The following is a 16,687-nucleotide window of genomic DNA, read 5'->3' as shown; positions in this document are numbered from 1 at the left end:
AATTGAGCCGGTTTGAGGCAGCGCGATTTCATCAGATGTTCGGTACCCGCCAGTCCGCCGCATCACGGCAAGATGCCAGCCACTCGCTCTGCGAAGAGGCCCGGCATTTTTGCTGCCCGGGCCTGCTTCGATACGAATGCTAGTGCCACTTCGCATCCTTATGACGCCTGCGGCCGATTGCATCCCACACGGTTTTTGCCTGCTTCTGCACCGATTTCGCATGTTCCTCGTGGTGAGGCCCTGCGTCGGACCGAGCGGGCGCGTCGCCCTTCTTTGGGCGCTTGAAGATGTCGGCGAATCTCATCGCAACCTCCTTCCGCGGCGAGCAGAACCGCAGAAATTCAGTGTACTCCCGCTGATTGCCAGGCGCTTCAGTTCGTCGCGCATGAAGCGAACCGCGCGTGCCGATCCGGTACCGGCAACCTGTTCGCATGGGTAATGGCGAAGCGAATCGAAGTTTGAGTAGTGGAAGACGGTTAGTTGCAACCTAGTCAATTCAACCAATCAGATCTCATGTGCATGGTTCGAGTTCGCCTCGGCCGCGTCAGCCCCTGCCCTTTGCGGATCGCGTCTTGTTGAAAACATATCCTGCAAAGCCATCTCTGAGGTCCGGATACTTCTGGATCATCTCTTCGACGAGTTCGCTCGACGGATCAATGCCCAGTCTTCGAAGCGTCAGTTTCCCGCCCGGGCTCGCCTTGAAGGAGCGCCGCCAATCTTCGCGTTGCCGGGGCGCCGCGGCTTCATAGACATCCCAGCCGCGACGCACTTCATCGACGATGCGATTCTGCGCATTCACATCCTGAGCCGCGATCTGCAACGCCAGGCGAGTTTCGACTTGCTCTTTCGCTTCGGTATCGCGACGGTCGGTGAGTGCGAGACCTTCCTGAATCTGGATCATCTGACGCTCCGCGTCCGAAACGATCCAGCCTTCTTTCAGCGCTTTCATGAAAAAGCCCGCCGGACTCTTCGATACCTTGCCCAGCTTCAAGCTGAACCGCGTGCGCTCGATCGCCTGTTCGAGACGTTCGTCGGTATAGGTATCGCGATCGGAGGCGATCTGGCTGAATTGCGTGCTGGAAAGGCCAAACTCCTGCTTGAGCGTCTGATACAGCGCCTGCGCGTGCTCGTGCGTGTGAAGCAGGCGCTCGGCCATCTCCTTCCGTTCGACGCGAAAGCGCATACGCCCAATCTTTCGGGAACCGGGCTCGTTGCGCGTCTCGTACGTGAGCGAAATATCGGAAACCTCATTGATCTGGTCCACGGCCGGCGCCAGCCAGTCGCGCTTGAAATATTTGAACTCCTGCGCCTTCGCGCCCATGGTGCCCTGCCACGCTCGCAATTCCTCGAGCGTGAACCAGTCGGTCACGCCTTCGGAGGCATATGGGAGAAGATGGTCGTACATCACGCGCGCGTAGCTGAGCGTGAAAAGCGACGTGATGCGCAGGCTCAGCCAGTGAGATTTTCCGGGGCCACGAATGATCCCGATCAGATCCGGCGGCACGCGGAACTGAAAACGGCCGCCTACGTACGAGATGCGTCCGATCAGTTGAACGGAGCCGAACGGTTTGGACCCGTCGGCATCGGGTTCGGCGGTGGCCTGAATGAGCGCCCTCTGCGCCTCGGTGATCACCTGCTCCAGATGCGCGTTGTTGCGGCTCGAGTAGCGCATGAGCCATTTGAAATAATCGAGCTCGACGTCATACAGGTCGTGAATCTTTTCTTCCTGTGCGACGATGAAATACGCTGCATCGATAAGACGCCGCGCCGCCACGCCCAGGTCGACGATCCGAATCAGCACGTTCTTCCGCGAAAATCCGATATCCGTTCGCGCAGCGTCGACGGGCAGACCTTCTGCGTTCGCATCGTCGAAAAGCGCCAGCGCCAGTTGCCTGGACGTGGCCACCTGCCCTGCTGTCGTCATCCCGTCTCCGTGGCGAATCGTGTCGTTGGTGCAATCGAGCGGTACGGTACCGGCCTCGCGGTGAGCTGTCAACACACATTACCTCACCTTATCCGCACCCGGACACAGGAAACTTCACCTTAGCCGACTGTGGCACACAATTTCCCTCACCATTCACGCCCAAACTTCTCACCTTAGGCGCCAATTCGCTTCACTCTCGCGGGGTAAACGCGGCACCTTGACACTCAATCAACATCACCCGGAACACAGTTCACCTCACCTTGCCGCAATAAGTAATTGATTTTAATAGGATCGCGCTTTGACGTTAGTGGTAGTTCGTTTTGTTCTTTATAAAAGTAAACAAACCAGTCTGCGAACCATGCGAAATCTGCTGTGAGAACACGACAGAGGACAAAGGTTGAATTCGGATCGATGCGAATCCCCTTGTGAAAGGTGAGGAGAATTGTGATTGCGAAGGAATAGAGGATCGGGAGCGTTGCTTACCGTCGTCTGTGGTGAGGTGTTCTGTGTTGAAAAATCGTGGCGGCCGGGTCTTTGAGCTGGTTTCCAGCGGCGTGAACCGGCAAATTTGTGGCGAACGAGATTAAAGAAATGGATGTAAGTATATGAAAAATAACGATTATTATCCATTCGGACGACGCGCCATGAATTTTGATTCGATTCCAATAGCCATTCGTCACTGTGACTAGTATTCTACGGTTCGATACGTTGTCTAACCAAAACCGTGGAAACACCGTCGAGCGTGGAGAAAACTCCTCACCGTCGATATAAATAGGAAGCGTCGGAATGAATTTGAGTGAACTGCCAGGGATCAACCGAAGGGTGAAGCTCTCCAATCTCGGAGAGTTCGCCGAGCGTCTGTCGGTCATGACGAACGAACTGCGCGATCAGATCCTGGCGCCGAGGCCCAGGAAGACCGCGCCCATGTTCACGATTGGTGAGCTATCGGACATGTGCGGCATCGACCGTCAGAAGATCAATTATCTCGCGACGAAGGAAGGAAGCGAATTGCCGCCGGGCGAAACGCACGGTACCGGACGGGCGCGCATCTTTTCGTTGAAGGATGCCCGAACCTGGGTGCAACAGGTATCCGATATCTATCAGACGCCATTGGTCTCCGGTACGCGCGAACACCGTGGCCGGGTGCTGATCACGGCCAACTTCAAAGGCGGCTCGTGCAAGACTACGACGTCGATGTGTATCGGCCAAGGGCTAAGTTTACGCGGCCGCAGAGTCCTCATGATCGACCTCGATCCGCAGGCATCGCTATCGGAATTGTGCGGTCTCTACGCGGAGAAAGACGTCACTTGGGAAGACACTGTCCTGCCATACATATATGACCCGCAGATGGAGGGAGGTCTCGCGACGAAAGTGCAAAGTACCTATTGGGATGGTCTAGACGTCATTCCCGCCCATAACTATTTGCACGATGCCGAGTTTCATCTTCCGACCGCGCAAAAGACCAACGCGAACTTCGAATTTTGGTCGGTGTTGCGCAAGGGCATCGAGCCGCTTCGCGCTCAATACGACTACATCATTCTGGACACGGCGCCGTCGCTCTCTTATATGACGCTCAACGGTCTGATGGCGGCCGATTCGATGGTCATGCCGCTCGTACCCGAGAGTCTCGATTTCATCTCGTCTGTATCGTTCTGGTCCCTCTTCGCCGAAGTTGCGAACGGGTTTGTCGAGCATGAGGTCGACAAGACCTACGACTTTGTATCGGTGTTGCTGTCGCGAGTCGATTACGGGAATACATCGTCCGCACCGGTTGTGCGGTCGTGGTCCCAACGAGCTTACGGCGACTGGCTGCACACGACCGAAATTCCCGCGAGCTCCGTCATGAGCAACGGCGCTTTGGCGTTTTCCACGGTATTCGATCTGTCGCGCGCGGAGACGGTTGCGAAGACTCTGGCGCGGGTCAAGCAGCCGATGGTGGACTATTGCAAGTGGATCGATGACCAATACGTTGCCCAATGGAGGGCCGGACAATGAGCAGCCTTCGTGACCGCATGATGAGCAAGACTGCCGAGGTTCGGGCGGCGAAAGACATCCAGCTCGATCCTCAACAGGAAAAGTCGTCGAGTCCGCGCACGGCCCCCGGGATGGCTGCGGCGCTGGCGTCGGCGCAGCAACGCATCGTTCAGCTCGAGAAGGCGGGTCCCGCATCAGAAGCGTTGGTTTCGGAGATCGTTCCGAATCCGTGGCAGCCGCGTCAGGTGTTCAACGATGCGAAGCTCGCGCAACTCGCCGAATCGATTCGCGAAGCGGGATTGGTTCAGCCGATCGTCGTACGCCGGGCTGGCTCGGGATATCAGATCGTCGCTGGAGAGCGGCGATGGCGCGCGCATAAGATGATCGGCAAGGACTCGATCAAGGTTCTGGTGGTCGATCTCTCGGACGAAGAGATGGCGATGTTGGCTCTCGTCGAAAACGTTGCGCGTGAGGATCTGTGCGACTACGAAATTTCACGGTCGATTCGACGTACCGAAAAGGAATTCCCCAATCGCAAGAGAATGGCGGAGGCGCTGGGAATCTCGCGGTCGGAGCTTTATCGCTATTTGGCTTTTAGCGAGTTGCCCGAGTTTGTCGTTCAGGATCTCGATGTGCAACCGCGTTTGCTCGGCGCTACCGCCGCGGAAAATGTGGTCTCGGTGCTTCGCGGGCAGGGAGCGGATGCGCTCGAAATCGCGAAGGGTCTGTGGGTGCGCGTAGTCGCGGGAGACCTGGATCAGTTGAAGCTTGGAAAGGCTATCAAGCAGGCGCTGGATGATAATGGCAAGACGGTTCAAAGCGTGAGCGACCGGAGCATCGACAAGATATTTTCTGGCGGATCTCAGGCCGGTTCGATCACGAAGGATTCTTTGGGGCTGACGGTCAAAATCAAGGCAGGGATGCTGACCTCGGATAAGGAAAAACAGATCAGGGAGTTGGTCGCTCAGTTATTTGGGGACGGCGCTTAAAAGCTTTTAGGTCGGCGGGAGTAATGCGAATCTCGTCGGCGATTTTTTGGGCTAGTTCGCTGCGCTTTTAGCGGCTCTGCTGAGTTGGGGCGTTTTCAGTCTCTCACGCCACTCTCATCAGAGCCGTTTTTTATTGAGGCGATCGTTTCGTATGGGAGGTGTCCCGAGTTGGGACACTTGGCCCTCCGGTTCAAGGGGGACCTCGTTCTCACGAGATAGGCATTGGAAATGAGCGTGCGTGACTGGTGCATCGCCTCTTCCTCGCGGGCAACCGCGTGTCCCGACTTGAGACACAGATTCCTTCGATCGATTCTCCGGGTAGATCGAATCGCGCGGAGATTTCATCCGATTCAATGGTTTCCTCCTTCAAATTGCGCCGGGAAAGCACAGTTTGCTTGTCCCTGCCTTGGCGTACCTCCTAGAACTATTCCGTCAGCACCGATCCTTAGATGTCTGGCGACCTCCGTTATTCGAAAGATCGCTGTCACCGGCGCTGGGTGAGTTGAGTGTTTTCAATCTCTCACGTCGCTCTCGTCAGAGCCGTGTTTCATTGATGCGATCATTTCGCATGTAAGTGTCCCAACTCGGGACACTCGACCCTCCGGTTCGAAGCGAACCTCGTTTTCACGAGATAGGCACTGGATATGAGCGTGCGTGACTGATGCAGTGCCTCCTCCCGCGTGCAACCGGATCGAGCACCGGCCAACCGTCTCATGCGTGTCCCAACTTGGGACTCAGCTTCTTCCGACAGATTCTCCGGACAGACATCTGGTGCTGAATCGCACTGAGATTCCATCCGGCTTCCTCCTTCAAATAGCGCCGGCATAGCAAAGTTGGCGCCTCACTACTTTGGCGTGTCTCCTAGAACTATTCACTTCACGGACGATTCCCGGGCGTCTTGCGACCTCCGCAATTCGAAGGATATAGGGGGCCGAGACCCTCCGTGAATCGAATCCTGCAAGCGGGCGCGTTCGATCAGCGGGTGGACGAGTACCGGTCCCAAGCAACGACCGGATCGGGCACCGCCTCCTAGCCGACTGACTGGTTGCGTAAGCATGGCTGTCGTTCGCAGCGGTGAAGTTACCTCAAGCGTTTTGCCGCAGAGACCACCCTCCAACTGGCAAGGGGCAACTGCTAAACGACCCGCCCCACGCGCCGCGCAAGCCCCCGGCGACGTGGCTCTTTCGCTGACATTCCCCCTACGCACAAGGCCGAAGTTCCCTGAAATTTCTCTCATCACGCAAGCCGGCGCTGCACCGTGAAACAATCTGATTCGATCTAAGCTCACCTTGCCACAGCCCGTACCGTAAGGCTCTGCGGCGCATTCAGCCCTCTCGGACAAGCGAATGTTTCACGACCCATTGATCCTGTTAGAGAGTGGGCGCTCCTGGCGAGGCAGAAGGAACGCTTCGAGCGCCTTGGCATAACATTCGTAATGAATCGAACGGGTTCTGTAGCGATCGTTACGCTGGTCGTTGCTTCGATCGACTGGCTCGCTCACGACCTCACCGAGTATCTCCAAAGCGCAATAACTAATTCGGAATGCGAAGTTAGCGGCAGGCGAACGGACGCGACACCTGCGCCGGAACTCCCACGTCAAATCCAGACCTTGCACGCTCGTGGACTGGTTCCAGCAAGCGTGCCTAAACTTCTCGATCGGCGGGCTTCGCGCTCGTCGTCGTGAAACGTTCCGCTCACGTCAAGAAGGAGTCGATCATGTCCACGCAAGCTTACGGCTATGACATCCTCCACAACCCCCGCCTGAACCAGGGTTCCGCTTTTTCGCACGAGGAGCGCCGGAAGTACCGGTTGGAAGGCTTGCTGCCGCCGGGTGTGAGTTCGCTGGAAATCCAGATCGCGCGCACGCACGCCCAGCTCTCGCAACTCGACAACGACCTGCAGCGCTATCTGTTCCTGTCCGATTTGCAGGCGCGAAACGAAACGCTCTTCTACGCGCTGCTGATGTCCGATCCGGCGACCTACATGCCGATCGTCTACACGCCGACGGTAGGCGAGGCCTGCCAGAAGTTTGACCATGTGTTCAGAGCCACGCGCGGCCTCTATATTCCGATCGACGCGCGCGGCCGCGTGAAGGAACTGCTACGCAACTGGCCGGAACCCGACGTACGGTTCATCGTCGTGACCGACGGCGAGCGCATTCTCGGGCTGGGCGATCTAGGCGTCGGCGGCATGGGCATTCCTATCGGCAAGCTTGCGTTGTACACGGCCTGCGCAGGGGTGCCGCCCATGTATTGTCTGCCGGTGATGCTGGATGTCGGCACGAACAACGTGTCTTTGCTGGACGATCCGCTGTATCTCGGTCTGAGGCACGAACGTGTGCGCGGCGAAGAATACGATGCTTTCGTCGGTGAATTCGTGGATGCGGTGCAGGAGACCTACCCGAAGTGCTGCATTCAGTGGGAGGATTTCGCCAACTTCAACGCGGTGCCTTTGCTCGAACGCTACAAGGACAAGGTCTGCACCTATAACGACGATATTCAGGGCACGGCGGCCGTCGCGCTCGCCGGGATATACGCTGCGCTGCGCATCTCCAAGCAGAAGCTGACCGATCAGCGCTTCCTGTTTCTCGGTGGCGGATCGGCCGCGACGGGCATCGCGGAACTGATCAGCCAGGCGATGGTGCTGGAGGGCATGGATATCGACGCGGCTCGCAGGCGCAGTGCGCTGTTCGACGTCAGCGGACTCATGGTGCAATCGCGCACCGACCTGGCCGGCTTCCAGAGGGTTTTCGCCATCGATCACGAACCGGTTGAAACCTTCGTCGATGCGATCCGCGCGCTCGAGCCCACGGGCATCATCGGCGTGAGTACGGTGCCGAAGCTTTTCAGCCAACCGGTGATTCAAGCGATGAGCGAAATCAACGAGCGGCCGATCATTTTCCCGTACTCCAATCCGACGTCACGATCGGAATGCACCGCCGAGGAAGCGTACAGATGGTCAGGCGGACAGACCATCTTCGCGAGCGGAAGCCCGTTTCCGCCCGTGGAGATTGAAGGCCGTCACTTCGTGCCAGGACAGGGCAACAACGTCTATATCTTTCCCGCGATGGGCATGGCGGTCTTCGCGACCGAGGCCACGCGCGTGTCCCAGGAAATGTTCATTATCGCGGCGCAAGCGGTGGCGGAGCAGGTCACGAACGAGAGCCTTGAAAAAGGTCTGATCTACCCGCCGCAGAGCCGGATCTTCGACGCATCGATGCATGTGGCGGCCGCGGTGGCGGAGTATGTCTTCGAGCATGGCCTGGCGCGCACCGAGCGGCCCGCCGATCTCGTCGAACACATGAGGGCCGCCGCGTACTCGCCGGTTTATCGAGCGCGCTAGGAGCCGCGGTCCTCGAGCAAGGCCTGAAGCACGCGCTGCTTCGAGCGTTCGATGTGTTCCATCATCTTCGTCACGGCGGCGTTCTCGTCGCGTGTCTTCACGACCTTGAGGAACTGCAGATGCTCCTCCATGGCCGGCAGGATGCGCATGGGCCGTATGACGTGCGCGTCGAGACGGATCAGCCGGACGTGCAGGCTGTTGACGCGATACAGCTCCGACAAGATCTCGTTGCCGATCGAATCCACCATGAAATCGTGCAGGCCCCAGTCGACGGTCTGAGCGTCGCGGTCGAGTTCCGCGTCCGGCGTCGCGGCGCGCGCGCGCTTGAGTATCGCCTGATGCTCGCGTTCGATGCGCGTAAGGTCTGCGTCGCTCACGTTGCGCACGAAGTGGAGGACCGCCTCACGCTCGATCATCGCGCGAATCTGGAACGCATTGCGCACCAGCTTCAGATCGACGTGCGCGACCTGCAGACCGCGCTTGGGCACGGTGCGGATCAGTCGCGCAGCTTCCAGTCGCGGAATCATTTCGCGCACCGCCGCCAAAGGCAGTCCCAGCAATTCCGTCAGTTCGCGTTGCGATACGAACTGTCCCGGCTTCAGGCCGGCGTTCATGATCTGCTGGCGAAACCCTTCATAGGCCATATCGCGTTGCGCGAGAGTAGGGGGACGCGGCTCGATGGCTGCCATTGCTTCGGATGCTCCAGTTGTATTCACTCGGCCAAAGGATAAACGATGCGCGCGCGTCAATGTCGCGTAACCACGCGCTCACATGCTGCGTGTTTTCCCTGATATCTCGGTAACATGTTACTGATATCATTCTAACCTGTGAGCCGCACAATCGCGCCCGCATCGCATGAACGGCCTGGGTAACGGTGATTCACCTGCCTGACCGTCGATCCTTTCAACTCCTTGATCCAGACCCGACCCATGAGCCTCGAACTAACCGGCATCATCCCTCCTGTCGTCACGCCCTTCACCGCAGACGGTGAAATCGACGAAAAAGCGTTTCGCAACGTCGTTCAGTTCAACATTCGCAAGAAGGTGCACGGCCTGTGTGTGGGCGGCAGCAGCGGCGAAGGTCATACGCTGAGCCAGCAGGAGCTGGCCCGTCTCACCGAAATCTGCGTCGAGGAAGCGGACGGACGCGTGCCGGTGATGGTCGGCATCATCGCCAACAGCACGCGCGATGCGATTTCCCGCGCGAAAGCCGTCGCCCATCTGCCGGTCAAGGCCTTGCAGGTCACACCGGTGCACTATGTGTTCAAGCCGGACGAGCAGGCCACGTTCGAGCACTTCAAGGCGCTCACCAGCGCGGTCGATATTCCCGTAGTGATCTATAACGTCGTTCCGTGGAATTACCTGTCGCCGGCGTTGCTCATCCGCTTGATGAACGAGCTGCCGGGCGTGCAGGGCGTGAAGCAGAGCGCGGGCGACCTCAAGCTGATGGCCGATCTGCTGATCGGCGCACCGAAGCATGCGCGCGTCTACACGGCGGTCGATGCGCTGCTGTATCCGTCGTTCGCGCTCGGCGCGCATGGCACGATCGCGGCGAACCCGGCTGCCGTGCCCGGCGTCTGCGTGTCGCTGTGGAACGCGGTGAAGAGCGGTGACCATGAGCGCGCGCGCACCATCCACGAAGCGCTGCTGCGTTTCTGGAACGCGATTTTCGCCGACAATCTGCCCGCGAACATCAAGACCGCCCTGACGCTGCAAGGCTGCGACGCCGGCCTGCCGCGCATGCCGATGCCGCGCACGAGCGAAGCGCAACTCGCCAACATCAAGCGCGAGCTCGACGCTGTCTTGCGCTTCGACGCATAACGACCGTAACAGGTTCTTGCGGTCCGCGCGGCCGTCAACCGGCCGCGGGGATGCGGGTGCGCGAACGTCGCCAGAGTGTGGCGGCCGCACCCGCGTCATCGCCCGAGACAAGAGTGACGAGGAGACATATGACACAACCAGCGGAGTCGTTCGATTCGCGGTCCTCCGGGACCACGGCTCGCGTCGCGGATCGCAGCACGACGCGCCGCGAATACGCCAAGGTCGCGTTCGCCAGCGCCATCGGCACCATGGTGGAGTACTACGACTTCACCCTCTATGCGACCGCCACGGCGATCGTCTTCAACAAGATTTTCTTCCCGGCCGATAACGCACTGATCAGCACGATCGCCGCGTTCGCGACCTTCTTCATCGGCTATTGCGCGCGGCCGCTCGGCGGCATTCTGTTCGGGCATTTCGGCGACAAGGTGGGACGCCGGAACATGCTGTTGCTGACCGTGCTGATCATGGGCATCGGGACGTTCCTGATCGGACTGATGCCGACCTACGCGCAGATCGGCGTCTGGGCGCCGATCCTGCTGCTGGTGTTGCGCCTGCTGCAAGGCATCGGCATCGGCGGCGAGTACGGCGGCGGCATGGTCATGGCGATCGAGCACGCGCCGCCACGCATGCGCGCGTTCTGCAGTTCAGTCGTGCATATCGGCTTGCCGGCGGGCTTCCTGTTGCCCATCGCGCTGATGGGCGGCCTCTCCGCCGGACTGAGTGAAGAGCAGTTCCTGAGCTGGGGCTGGCGTCTGCCGTTCATCGGCAGCATCGTGCTGGTCGGGCTCGGGCTGTTCATCCGCTTCAGGATCGACGAATCGCCCGATTTCGAAGCCGCCGCACGCGAGAAGGCGCCGCCGAAGCTGCCGATTGCCGAAGCATTCCGCGATCACTGGGGGCGCATTCTGCTGGGCATCGGCGCGAAGGTGGCTGAAAGCGGTCTCTTCAACATCTACGCGGTGTTCGCGATCACGTATGCGGTGACCGTGCATCACTTGCCGAAGTCGCTCGTGCTCAACGGCATTCTGGTCGGATGTCTGGTCGAATGCGTGACGCTGCCAATCTTCGGGTTGTGCGCGGACAAGTTCGGCCGCAAGCCTGTCTATGTGTTCGGCGCGTTGCTGCAGGCGGCCTTCGCGGCGCCGTTCTTCTGGATGATGGATGCGGCCACCGCGCCTTCCATCTGGCTCGCCGTGGCGATCGGACTGGGGCTTGGCCACGGCGCGATGTTCGGCGCGCAGGGCGCGTTCTTCTCGGAGCTGTTCCCGGCGCGCGTGCGTTACACGGGCTTGTCGCTCGTGCAGCAGATCGGCCCGATTCTCGGCGGCGGCCTTTCTCCGCTCATCGCGACAGCCCTGATGATGCAGTTCAATTCCTACTGGCCGATTGCGGCTTACATGGCGGCGATCGCGGTTCTGTCCGCCGTGTGCGCCCTGGCGCTGCCCGAAACGAAGCCGGCCGCCGATCGTCGCTGACGCCCGGGTTTCCCGAAAGACCTATACGTAACACAGGACGCTGTCGCGCACGCGGCGGCGGCGCCCGTCTTCGCCTGGAGCAAACGTGAAGAAGATATTGAACAAACCAAATGACTACGTCGACGAAATGCTCGACGGCCTGTGCGCCGCGCATCCGCATGTCTATCAGCGCCCAGTCGATGCGCCGCGCGTGGTCGTGCGCGCGGGTGGCGTCACGAAGGGCAAGGTCGGCATCGTGACGGGCGGCGGCTCGGGCCATCTGCCGGTGTTTCACGGTTATATCGGACAGGGCCTGCTCGATGCCGCAGCGGTGGGCAACGTGTTCGCGGGCCCGCGCGTGGACGACTGCCTCGCGGCCATGCGTGCGGCCGACGGCGGCGCTGGCGTGCTGCAACTGTACGGCAACTACGGCGGCGACCGGATGAACTTCGAGATGGCGCAGGAGTTCGCCGAGCTCGAAGGCATGGCGGTGGCGTCGGTGCGCGTCGCGGACGATGTCGCGAGCGCGTCGCTCGACGAGAAAGAGAAACGTCGCGGTGTCGCGGGCCTTATCTACGCGTTCAAGCTGGCGGGCGCGAAGGCGGAGGAGGGCGCTTCGCTTGACGAGGTGACGCGCGTCGCCCGACGCGCCGCGGACGCCTGCCGCTCGATCGGCATTGCGCTCGCGCCATGCGTGGTTCCGGAGGTGGGGCGCGCGTCCTTCGAGATCGCCGACGACGAAATGGAGTTCGGCATGGGCATTCACGGCGAGCCCGGCATCTGGCGCGGCAAGCTCAAGCGTGCCGACGAACTCGCCAATGAAATGCTTGAACGGCTGCTCGCGGACATGACGCTCACGCGCGGCGCGCGGGTTTCCGTGCTGCTGAACAGCCTCGGCGCGACGCCGCTCGAAGAGCTCTACATCCTGTATCGATCCGTGCGGACGCGCCTGAGAGAGAAGGGCATCGATATCGAGACTCCGCTGGTCGGACGTTATGCAACCTCGATGGAAATGACGGGCGCCTCGCTGACACTCATGCCGCTCGACGATGAATCCGCGCGCCTTCTCGCGGCGCCCACCAACTGTCCCTTCTGGAACGCACGATGACGGTCGACGCAACACAACTGAAGGACGCGATCACGCGTGCATGCGTCGGACTGCACGCCGCCGCGCCCGAACTCAACGCACTTGACGGACGGCTCGGCGACGGCGATCTAGGTGCGACGCTGGACAAGTGCGCCACCGAAGTCGAAGCCGCGCTGCCGCTGATGAGCGACACGCTGACCGACGTGTTCCGGCGCGCCGCGCTCGGCTGCGCGAACGCCTCGGGATCGAGCTTCGGCACGCTGCTCGCGCAGGCGCTGCTCACCGCGGCGAAGCAGAGCGAGAGCGCCGTCGGACTCACGCGCGGCGATCTCGTCGCCATCATCCGGCGCGTGACGGAAGTGCTTTGCGCAAGAGGCGGCGCGAAGCTGGGCGACAAGACGGTGCTGGACGCGCTGAACGCGGTCGGCGAGGCGCTCGAAGCGGCGTCGGCGTCCGATGCCGGGAATGCAATCGCGTGCAAGGCGATCGAAGAGACGCTCGTGGCGTTTCGCGGCCGGCCGAATCGCATCGGCCGCGCGCGAATGTTCGCGGAGCGTTCGCAGGGGCAAGACGATCCGGGCATGGTCGCGCTGCTGCGCATGGCGCAGAGTCTCTGAATCATTTTTTAGTCGGTTGAAAATAGGATAGCTAAGGAACGAGAACAATGAGAAAGCTGGTTTCGGTAGCTGTATTGAGCGCCTTGAGTGCGAGCGCATCGCAGGCTATGGCGCAGAGTTCGGTCACGTTGTATGGCCTGGTGGACGCGGGGTTGGGTTACATCAGCAATCTGAACGGCGCGCATGCATGGCAGGCGACGACCGGCAAAGCCAGCGGATCACGCTTCGGGCTTCGCGGCACAGAGGATCTGGGCGGCGGTCTGAGCGCGGTTTTCACGCTGGAAAACGGCTTCAACGCGATGAACGGCACGCTCGGGCAGGCGGGCCGCATGTTCGGCCGGCAAGCGTTCGTCGGCCTGAGTTCGAACAAGCTCGGCACCGTTACCGTGGGCCGGCAATACGATGCAATCGCCGATCTGGTCGCGCCGCTCTTCGGACCGGGCTTCTGGTCGACATCGGCGCACATAGGCGACAACGACAACCTCAACCAGTTCTTTCGCCTGAACAACACGGTCAAATTCCGCTCGATCAACTTCTATGGCGTCTCCGTCGACGGCGTTTATTCCTTCAGCAATCAGGCCGCGGGAAGCGGTGGGACCGGATTCGGCAATAACCGCGCATGGGCGCTTTCCGCGAACTATGTGAACGGGCCGTTTTCCATCGGCGCCGGATATCTTCAGCTCGATCATCCGGACGCGGGTTCCAATACCGGTGGTGCGGTTGGCGGCGCGTCGACCAGCAACGGCGACGACTACAGCTCGGTCTTCTTCTATGGAATGGACGGCGGCGTGAGACGCCAGCGCATCTTCGCGGCGGGCACGAGCTACGTGTTCGGCAGCGCGACCGCCGGCTTCGGCTACAGCCTCTCCGACATTCAATACAACGACGGCGCACGAAGACGCCTGAACAACTACGACCTGAACCTGAGATATCTGATTACACCTTCGGTCCAGCTCATCGGGGTGTATGCCTTCACGGATGGTCACGCGACCAACCTGCCCGGCGCTTCCTCGGACAGCCTTCATCCGAAGTGGCATCAGTTCACGCTGGGTGCGGACTACCTTCTGAGCAAGCGCACGGACATCTATGTGTCCGCCGTGTATCAGAAGGCGGTCGGCGATGCCTCGACGCTCATCAACGGTCAGTACCAGACGGTGGCGAGCATCGTCTATGCGGGCACGTCTTCATCGGCGAGCCAGACGGCGATCTTCACGGGGCTCAGACACAAGTTCTGACGCGGCCCATGCCGATGTGCGCGGACGCAGCGGTCCGCGCACAACCTTCTCACACGTCCTTCACGAGCCTCAGCGCATCGAGAATCGCGGCGTGAATATTGCGCGCGGACACGGCATCGCCAATGCGGAAGAGCTGAAACGTGCCCTCCGGATTGTTGATGACATCCTTCCTAGGCGCTGCGATCAGCGAGTCGTAGTCGACGACGCCCGTATTCGCCGACAAGGGCTTGAGGTCGAAGTACAGATCGTCCATGGGCACCGTGCCGTGATTCACGACGATCTGATCGTAGCGCTGCTCGCGGCTGATCCCGCCATAGTCGCTTCCGACGGTCGCTACCAGCATGCCGTCTTCGCGCCGCACCGCTTCGAGCCGATACGTGACCGTGAAGCGCGTGTTCAGCTTCTGCAGCGCACGCATGTAAGGCACCAGCGTCATGCTCATGACTTCGGGCGAGAAGATCCGGTCCGGCGTCATGATCTCGACCATGCCGCCGGCCTGCGCGACCACCTCGGCCGCCTGGAGGGCGGCATGATCGCCGGCGTCGTCGAAGACGAGCACGTTCTTGCCGGGTTTGACATCTCCTGAAATCAGGTCCCACGCGGAGATCACCAGCTCGTTGCCCTGCGACAAGACTTCCGTGTGAGGCATGCCGCCCGTCGCGACGATCACGACAGCGGGCTGCTCCGCCAGCACGTCGTCCTTTTCGGCCCACGCGTTGAATGCGAAGCGTACGCCGAGCTTCTCGCACTGCGCCACTCGCCAGTCGACGATGCCCATCAGTTCCTTGCGGCGCGTGCTCTGCGCGGCGAGCCTGATCTGGCCGCCGGGATCGTTCATCGCCTCGTACACGACCACGTCGTGCCCGCGCTCGCCGGCGACACGAGCGGCTTCGAGTCCCGCCGGACCCGCGCCGACGATCACGATTTTCTTGCTGACAGGCGCGCGCGCGATGGTTTGCGGCAGAGACAATTCGCGACCTGTCGCCGGATTGTGAATGCAGTACGCCGCGCCGCCCTGATAGATGCGATCGAGACAGTAGTTCGCGCCCACGCAAGGGCGAATGTCCTCCTCACGGCGTTCGATGATCTTTCTGACGATGTGCGGATCGGTCATGTGCGCCCGCGTCATGCCGATCATGTCGACCTTGCCGGATTCGATCGCGAATCGCGCGGTGGCGACGTCCTGAATGCGGGCCGCATGAAAGGTCGGAAAGTCGGTTGCGCGGCGAATCTCTCCGGCGAAGTCGAGATGAGGCGCGCTCTGCATCCCCATGACGGGAATGACGTCGGTCAGTCCGGCGTCCGTGTCGAGATGGCCGCGTATCACGTTCAGGAAGTCGATCAGGCCGGAGTCCTTGAGCCGCTTCGAAATCTCGATCCCTTCTTCCTTCGTGATGCCGCCCGCGAGCCTTTCGTCGGCGGTGTAGCGAATGCCCAGCAGGAAGTCGTCGCCCACGCGCTCGCGCATGGCGCGGTACACCTCGAAAGTGAAGCGCATGCGGTTATCGAGCGATCCGCCGTATGGTCCGTCGAGCGTATTGGTGAGCGGCGACCAGAACTGGTCCATCAAGTGACCATACGATTCGATCTCCAGACCGTCGAGCCCGGCGGCTTTCATTCTTTCGGCGGCATCGGCGAAATCGCGCACGATCCGGTCGATGTCCCAGTCCTCGATCTTCTTCGGGAACGCCCTGTGAGCGGCCTCCCTTTTATGCGAAGGCGAAACGACCGGAAGCCAGTCGCCGTTGTCCCATCGCGTGCGCCGGCCGAGATGCGTCAACTGGATCATGACCTTGGCGCCGTGCTCGTGGCATTCGTCCGCGAGGTCCCTCAGCCAGCCGACGACTTCGTCCTTATAGGCGAGGATGTTGTTGAAAGCGGGCGGACTGTCTTTCGAGACCGCCGCCGAACCCGCGGTCATGGTGAGCGCGATGCCTGCCTTCGCCCGCTCGACGTGATACGCGCGATATTGCTGCTTCGGCATGCCGTCTTCGGCATACGCCGGCTCGTGCGACGTCGTCATGATGCGATTGCGGAATGTCAGATGCTTCAGCGTGAACGGCTGCAGAAGAGGGTCCGTCGACATTCGATACTCCTGGTTACTCCGTCAATCACCGACTGGCAGCGTCGCGATCGCGTGCGCTGCCGAACGCGCCTGTCGCGTCTATTGCTGAAGCCATGCCTGAACCTTCTCCGGATGCGAGTCGACGAACTTCTTCGCCGCCGCGTTCCAGTCGTTGGTCGC

At 60.7% G+C, this 16,687-nt stretch carries 11 protein-coding genes; 8 read left to right on the top strand and 3 right to left on the bottom strand.

Features of this window, described 5'->3' with window-relative positions:
* Positions 1-544: 544 nt before the first annotated feature.
* A complete protein-coding gene (locus AWB79_RS29640; protein ID WP_061171005.1) occupies positions 545-1,924 on the bottom strand; it encodes a replication initiation protein in 1,380 nt (459 codons plus the stop codon).
* Between the two features lie 786 nt (positions 1,925-2,710).
* Between AWB79_RS29640 and AWB79_RS29635 the strand changes: the two genes are divergently transcribed.
* From AWB79_RS29635 to AWB79_RS29625, 3 genes are all read left to right on the top strand, one after another.
* Positions 2,711-3,919, top strand: coding sequence for a ParA family protein (locus AWB79_RS29635; protein WP_061171004.1), 1,209 nt, complete (start codon positions 2,711-2,713; stop codon positions 3,917-3,919).
* On the top strand, positions 3,916-4,887 hold the full coding sequence (locus tag AWB79_RS29630; protein WP_061171003.1) for a ParB/RepB/Spo0J family partition protein: 972 nt from the start codon (positions 3,916-3,918) through the stop codon (positions 4,885-4,887). Before AWB79_RS29635 ends, AWB79_RS29630 begins: the two co-directional genes overlap by 4 nt.
* A gap of 1,680 nt (positions 4,888-6,567) precedes the next feature.
* Entirely contained in the window at positions 6,568-8,229 is a 1,662-nt protein-coding gene (locus AWB79_RS29625; RefSeq protein ID WP_074169450.1) for an NAD-dependent malic enzyme, read from the top strand.
* On the opposite strand, the gene AWB79_RS29620 is transcribed toward AWB79_RS29625, so the two are convergent.
* On the bottom strand, positions 8,226-8,918 hold the full coding sequence (locus tag AWB79_RS29620) for a GntR family transcriptional regulator (protein ID WP_061171002.1): 693 nt from the start codon (positions 8,916-8,918) through the stop codon (positions 8,226-8,228). The two genes, AWB79_RS29625 and AWB79_RS29620, sit on opposite strands and share 4 nt — an antisense overlap.
* 240 nt (positions 8,919-9,158) lie before the next feature.
* On the opposite strand from AWB79_RS29620, the gene AWB79_RS29615 reads away from it, so the two are divergent.
* The 5 genes from AWB79_RS29615 (at position 9,159) to AWB79_RS29595 (ending at position 14,442) form a co-directional block, all read left to right on the top strand.
* On the top strand, positions 9,159-10,049 hold the full coding sequence (locus AWB79_RS29615) for a dihydrodipicolinate synthase family protein (RefSeq protein WP_061171001.1): 891 nt from the start codon (positions 9,159-9,161) through the stop codon (positions 10,047-10,049).
* A gap of 128 nt (positions 10,050-10,177) precedes the next feature.
* Positions 10,178-11,524, top strand: a complete 1,347-nt coding sequence (locus AWB79_RS29610; protein WP_074169449.1) for an MFS transporter — start codon at positions 10,178-10,180, stop codon at positions 11,522-11,524.
* A 97-nt stretch (positions 11,525-11,621) separates the two neighbouring features.
* Positions 11,622-12,611, top strand: a complete 990-nt coding sequence (locus AWB79_RS29605; protein WP_332459676.1) for a dihydroxyacetone kinase subunit DhaK — start codon at positions 11,622-11,624, stop codon at positions 12,609-12,611.
* On the top strand, positions 12,608-13,207 hold the full coding sequence (locus AWB79_RS29600) for a DAK2 domain-containing protein (RefSeq protein WP_061170999.1): 600 nt from the start codon (positions 12,608-12,610) through the stop codon (positions 13,205-13,207). The genes AWB79_RS29605 and AWB79_RS29600 overlap by 4 nt, the downstream gene beginning before the upstream one ends.
* A gap of 47 nt (positions 13,208-13,254) precedes the next feature.
* Positions 13,255-14,442 carry a porin gene (locus AWB79_RS29595; RefSeq protein WP_061170998.1) on the top strand — a complete coding sequence of 396 codons (1,188 nt, stop codon included), beginning with the start codon at positions 13,255-13,257 and terminating at the stop codon, positions 14,440-14,442.
* Between the two features lie 49 nt (positions 14,443-14,491).
* Here the strand turns inward: AWB79_RS29595 and AWB79_RS29590 are convergent, their stop codons facing one another.
* Positions 14,492-16,528: an oxidoreductase gene (locus tag AWB79_RS29590; protein ID WP_061170997.1), complete on the bottom strand. Its 2,037-nt coding sequence runs from the start codon at positions 16,526-16,528 to the stop codon at positions 14,492-14,494.
* Positions 16,529-16,687: the final 159 nt, after the last annotated feature.

Source organism: Caballeronia hypogeia (assembly GCF_001544875.2).
GTDB lineage: Bacteria > Pseudomonadota > Gammaproteobacteria > Burkholderiales > Burkholderiaceae > Caballeronia > Caballeronia hypogeia.
This window is presented reverse-complemented; position numbering and strand designations above follow the sequence as displayed.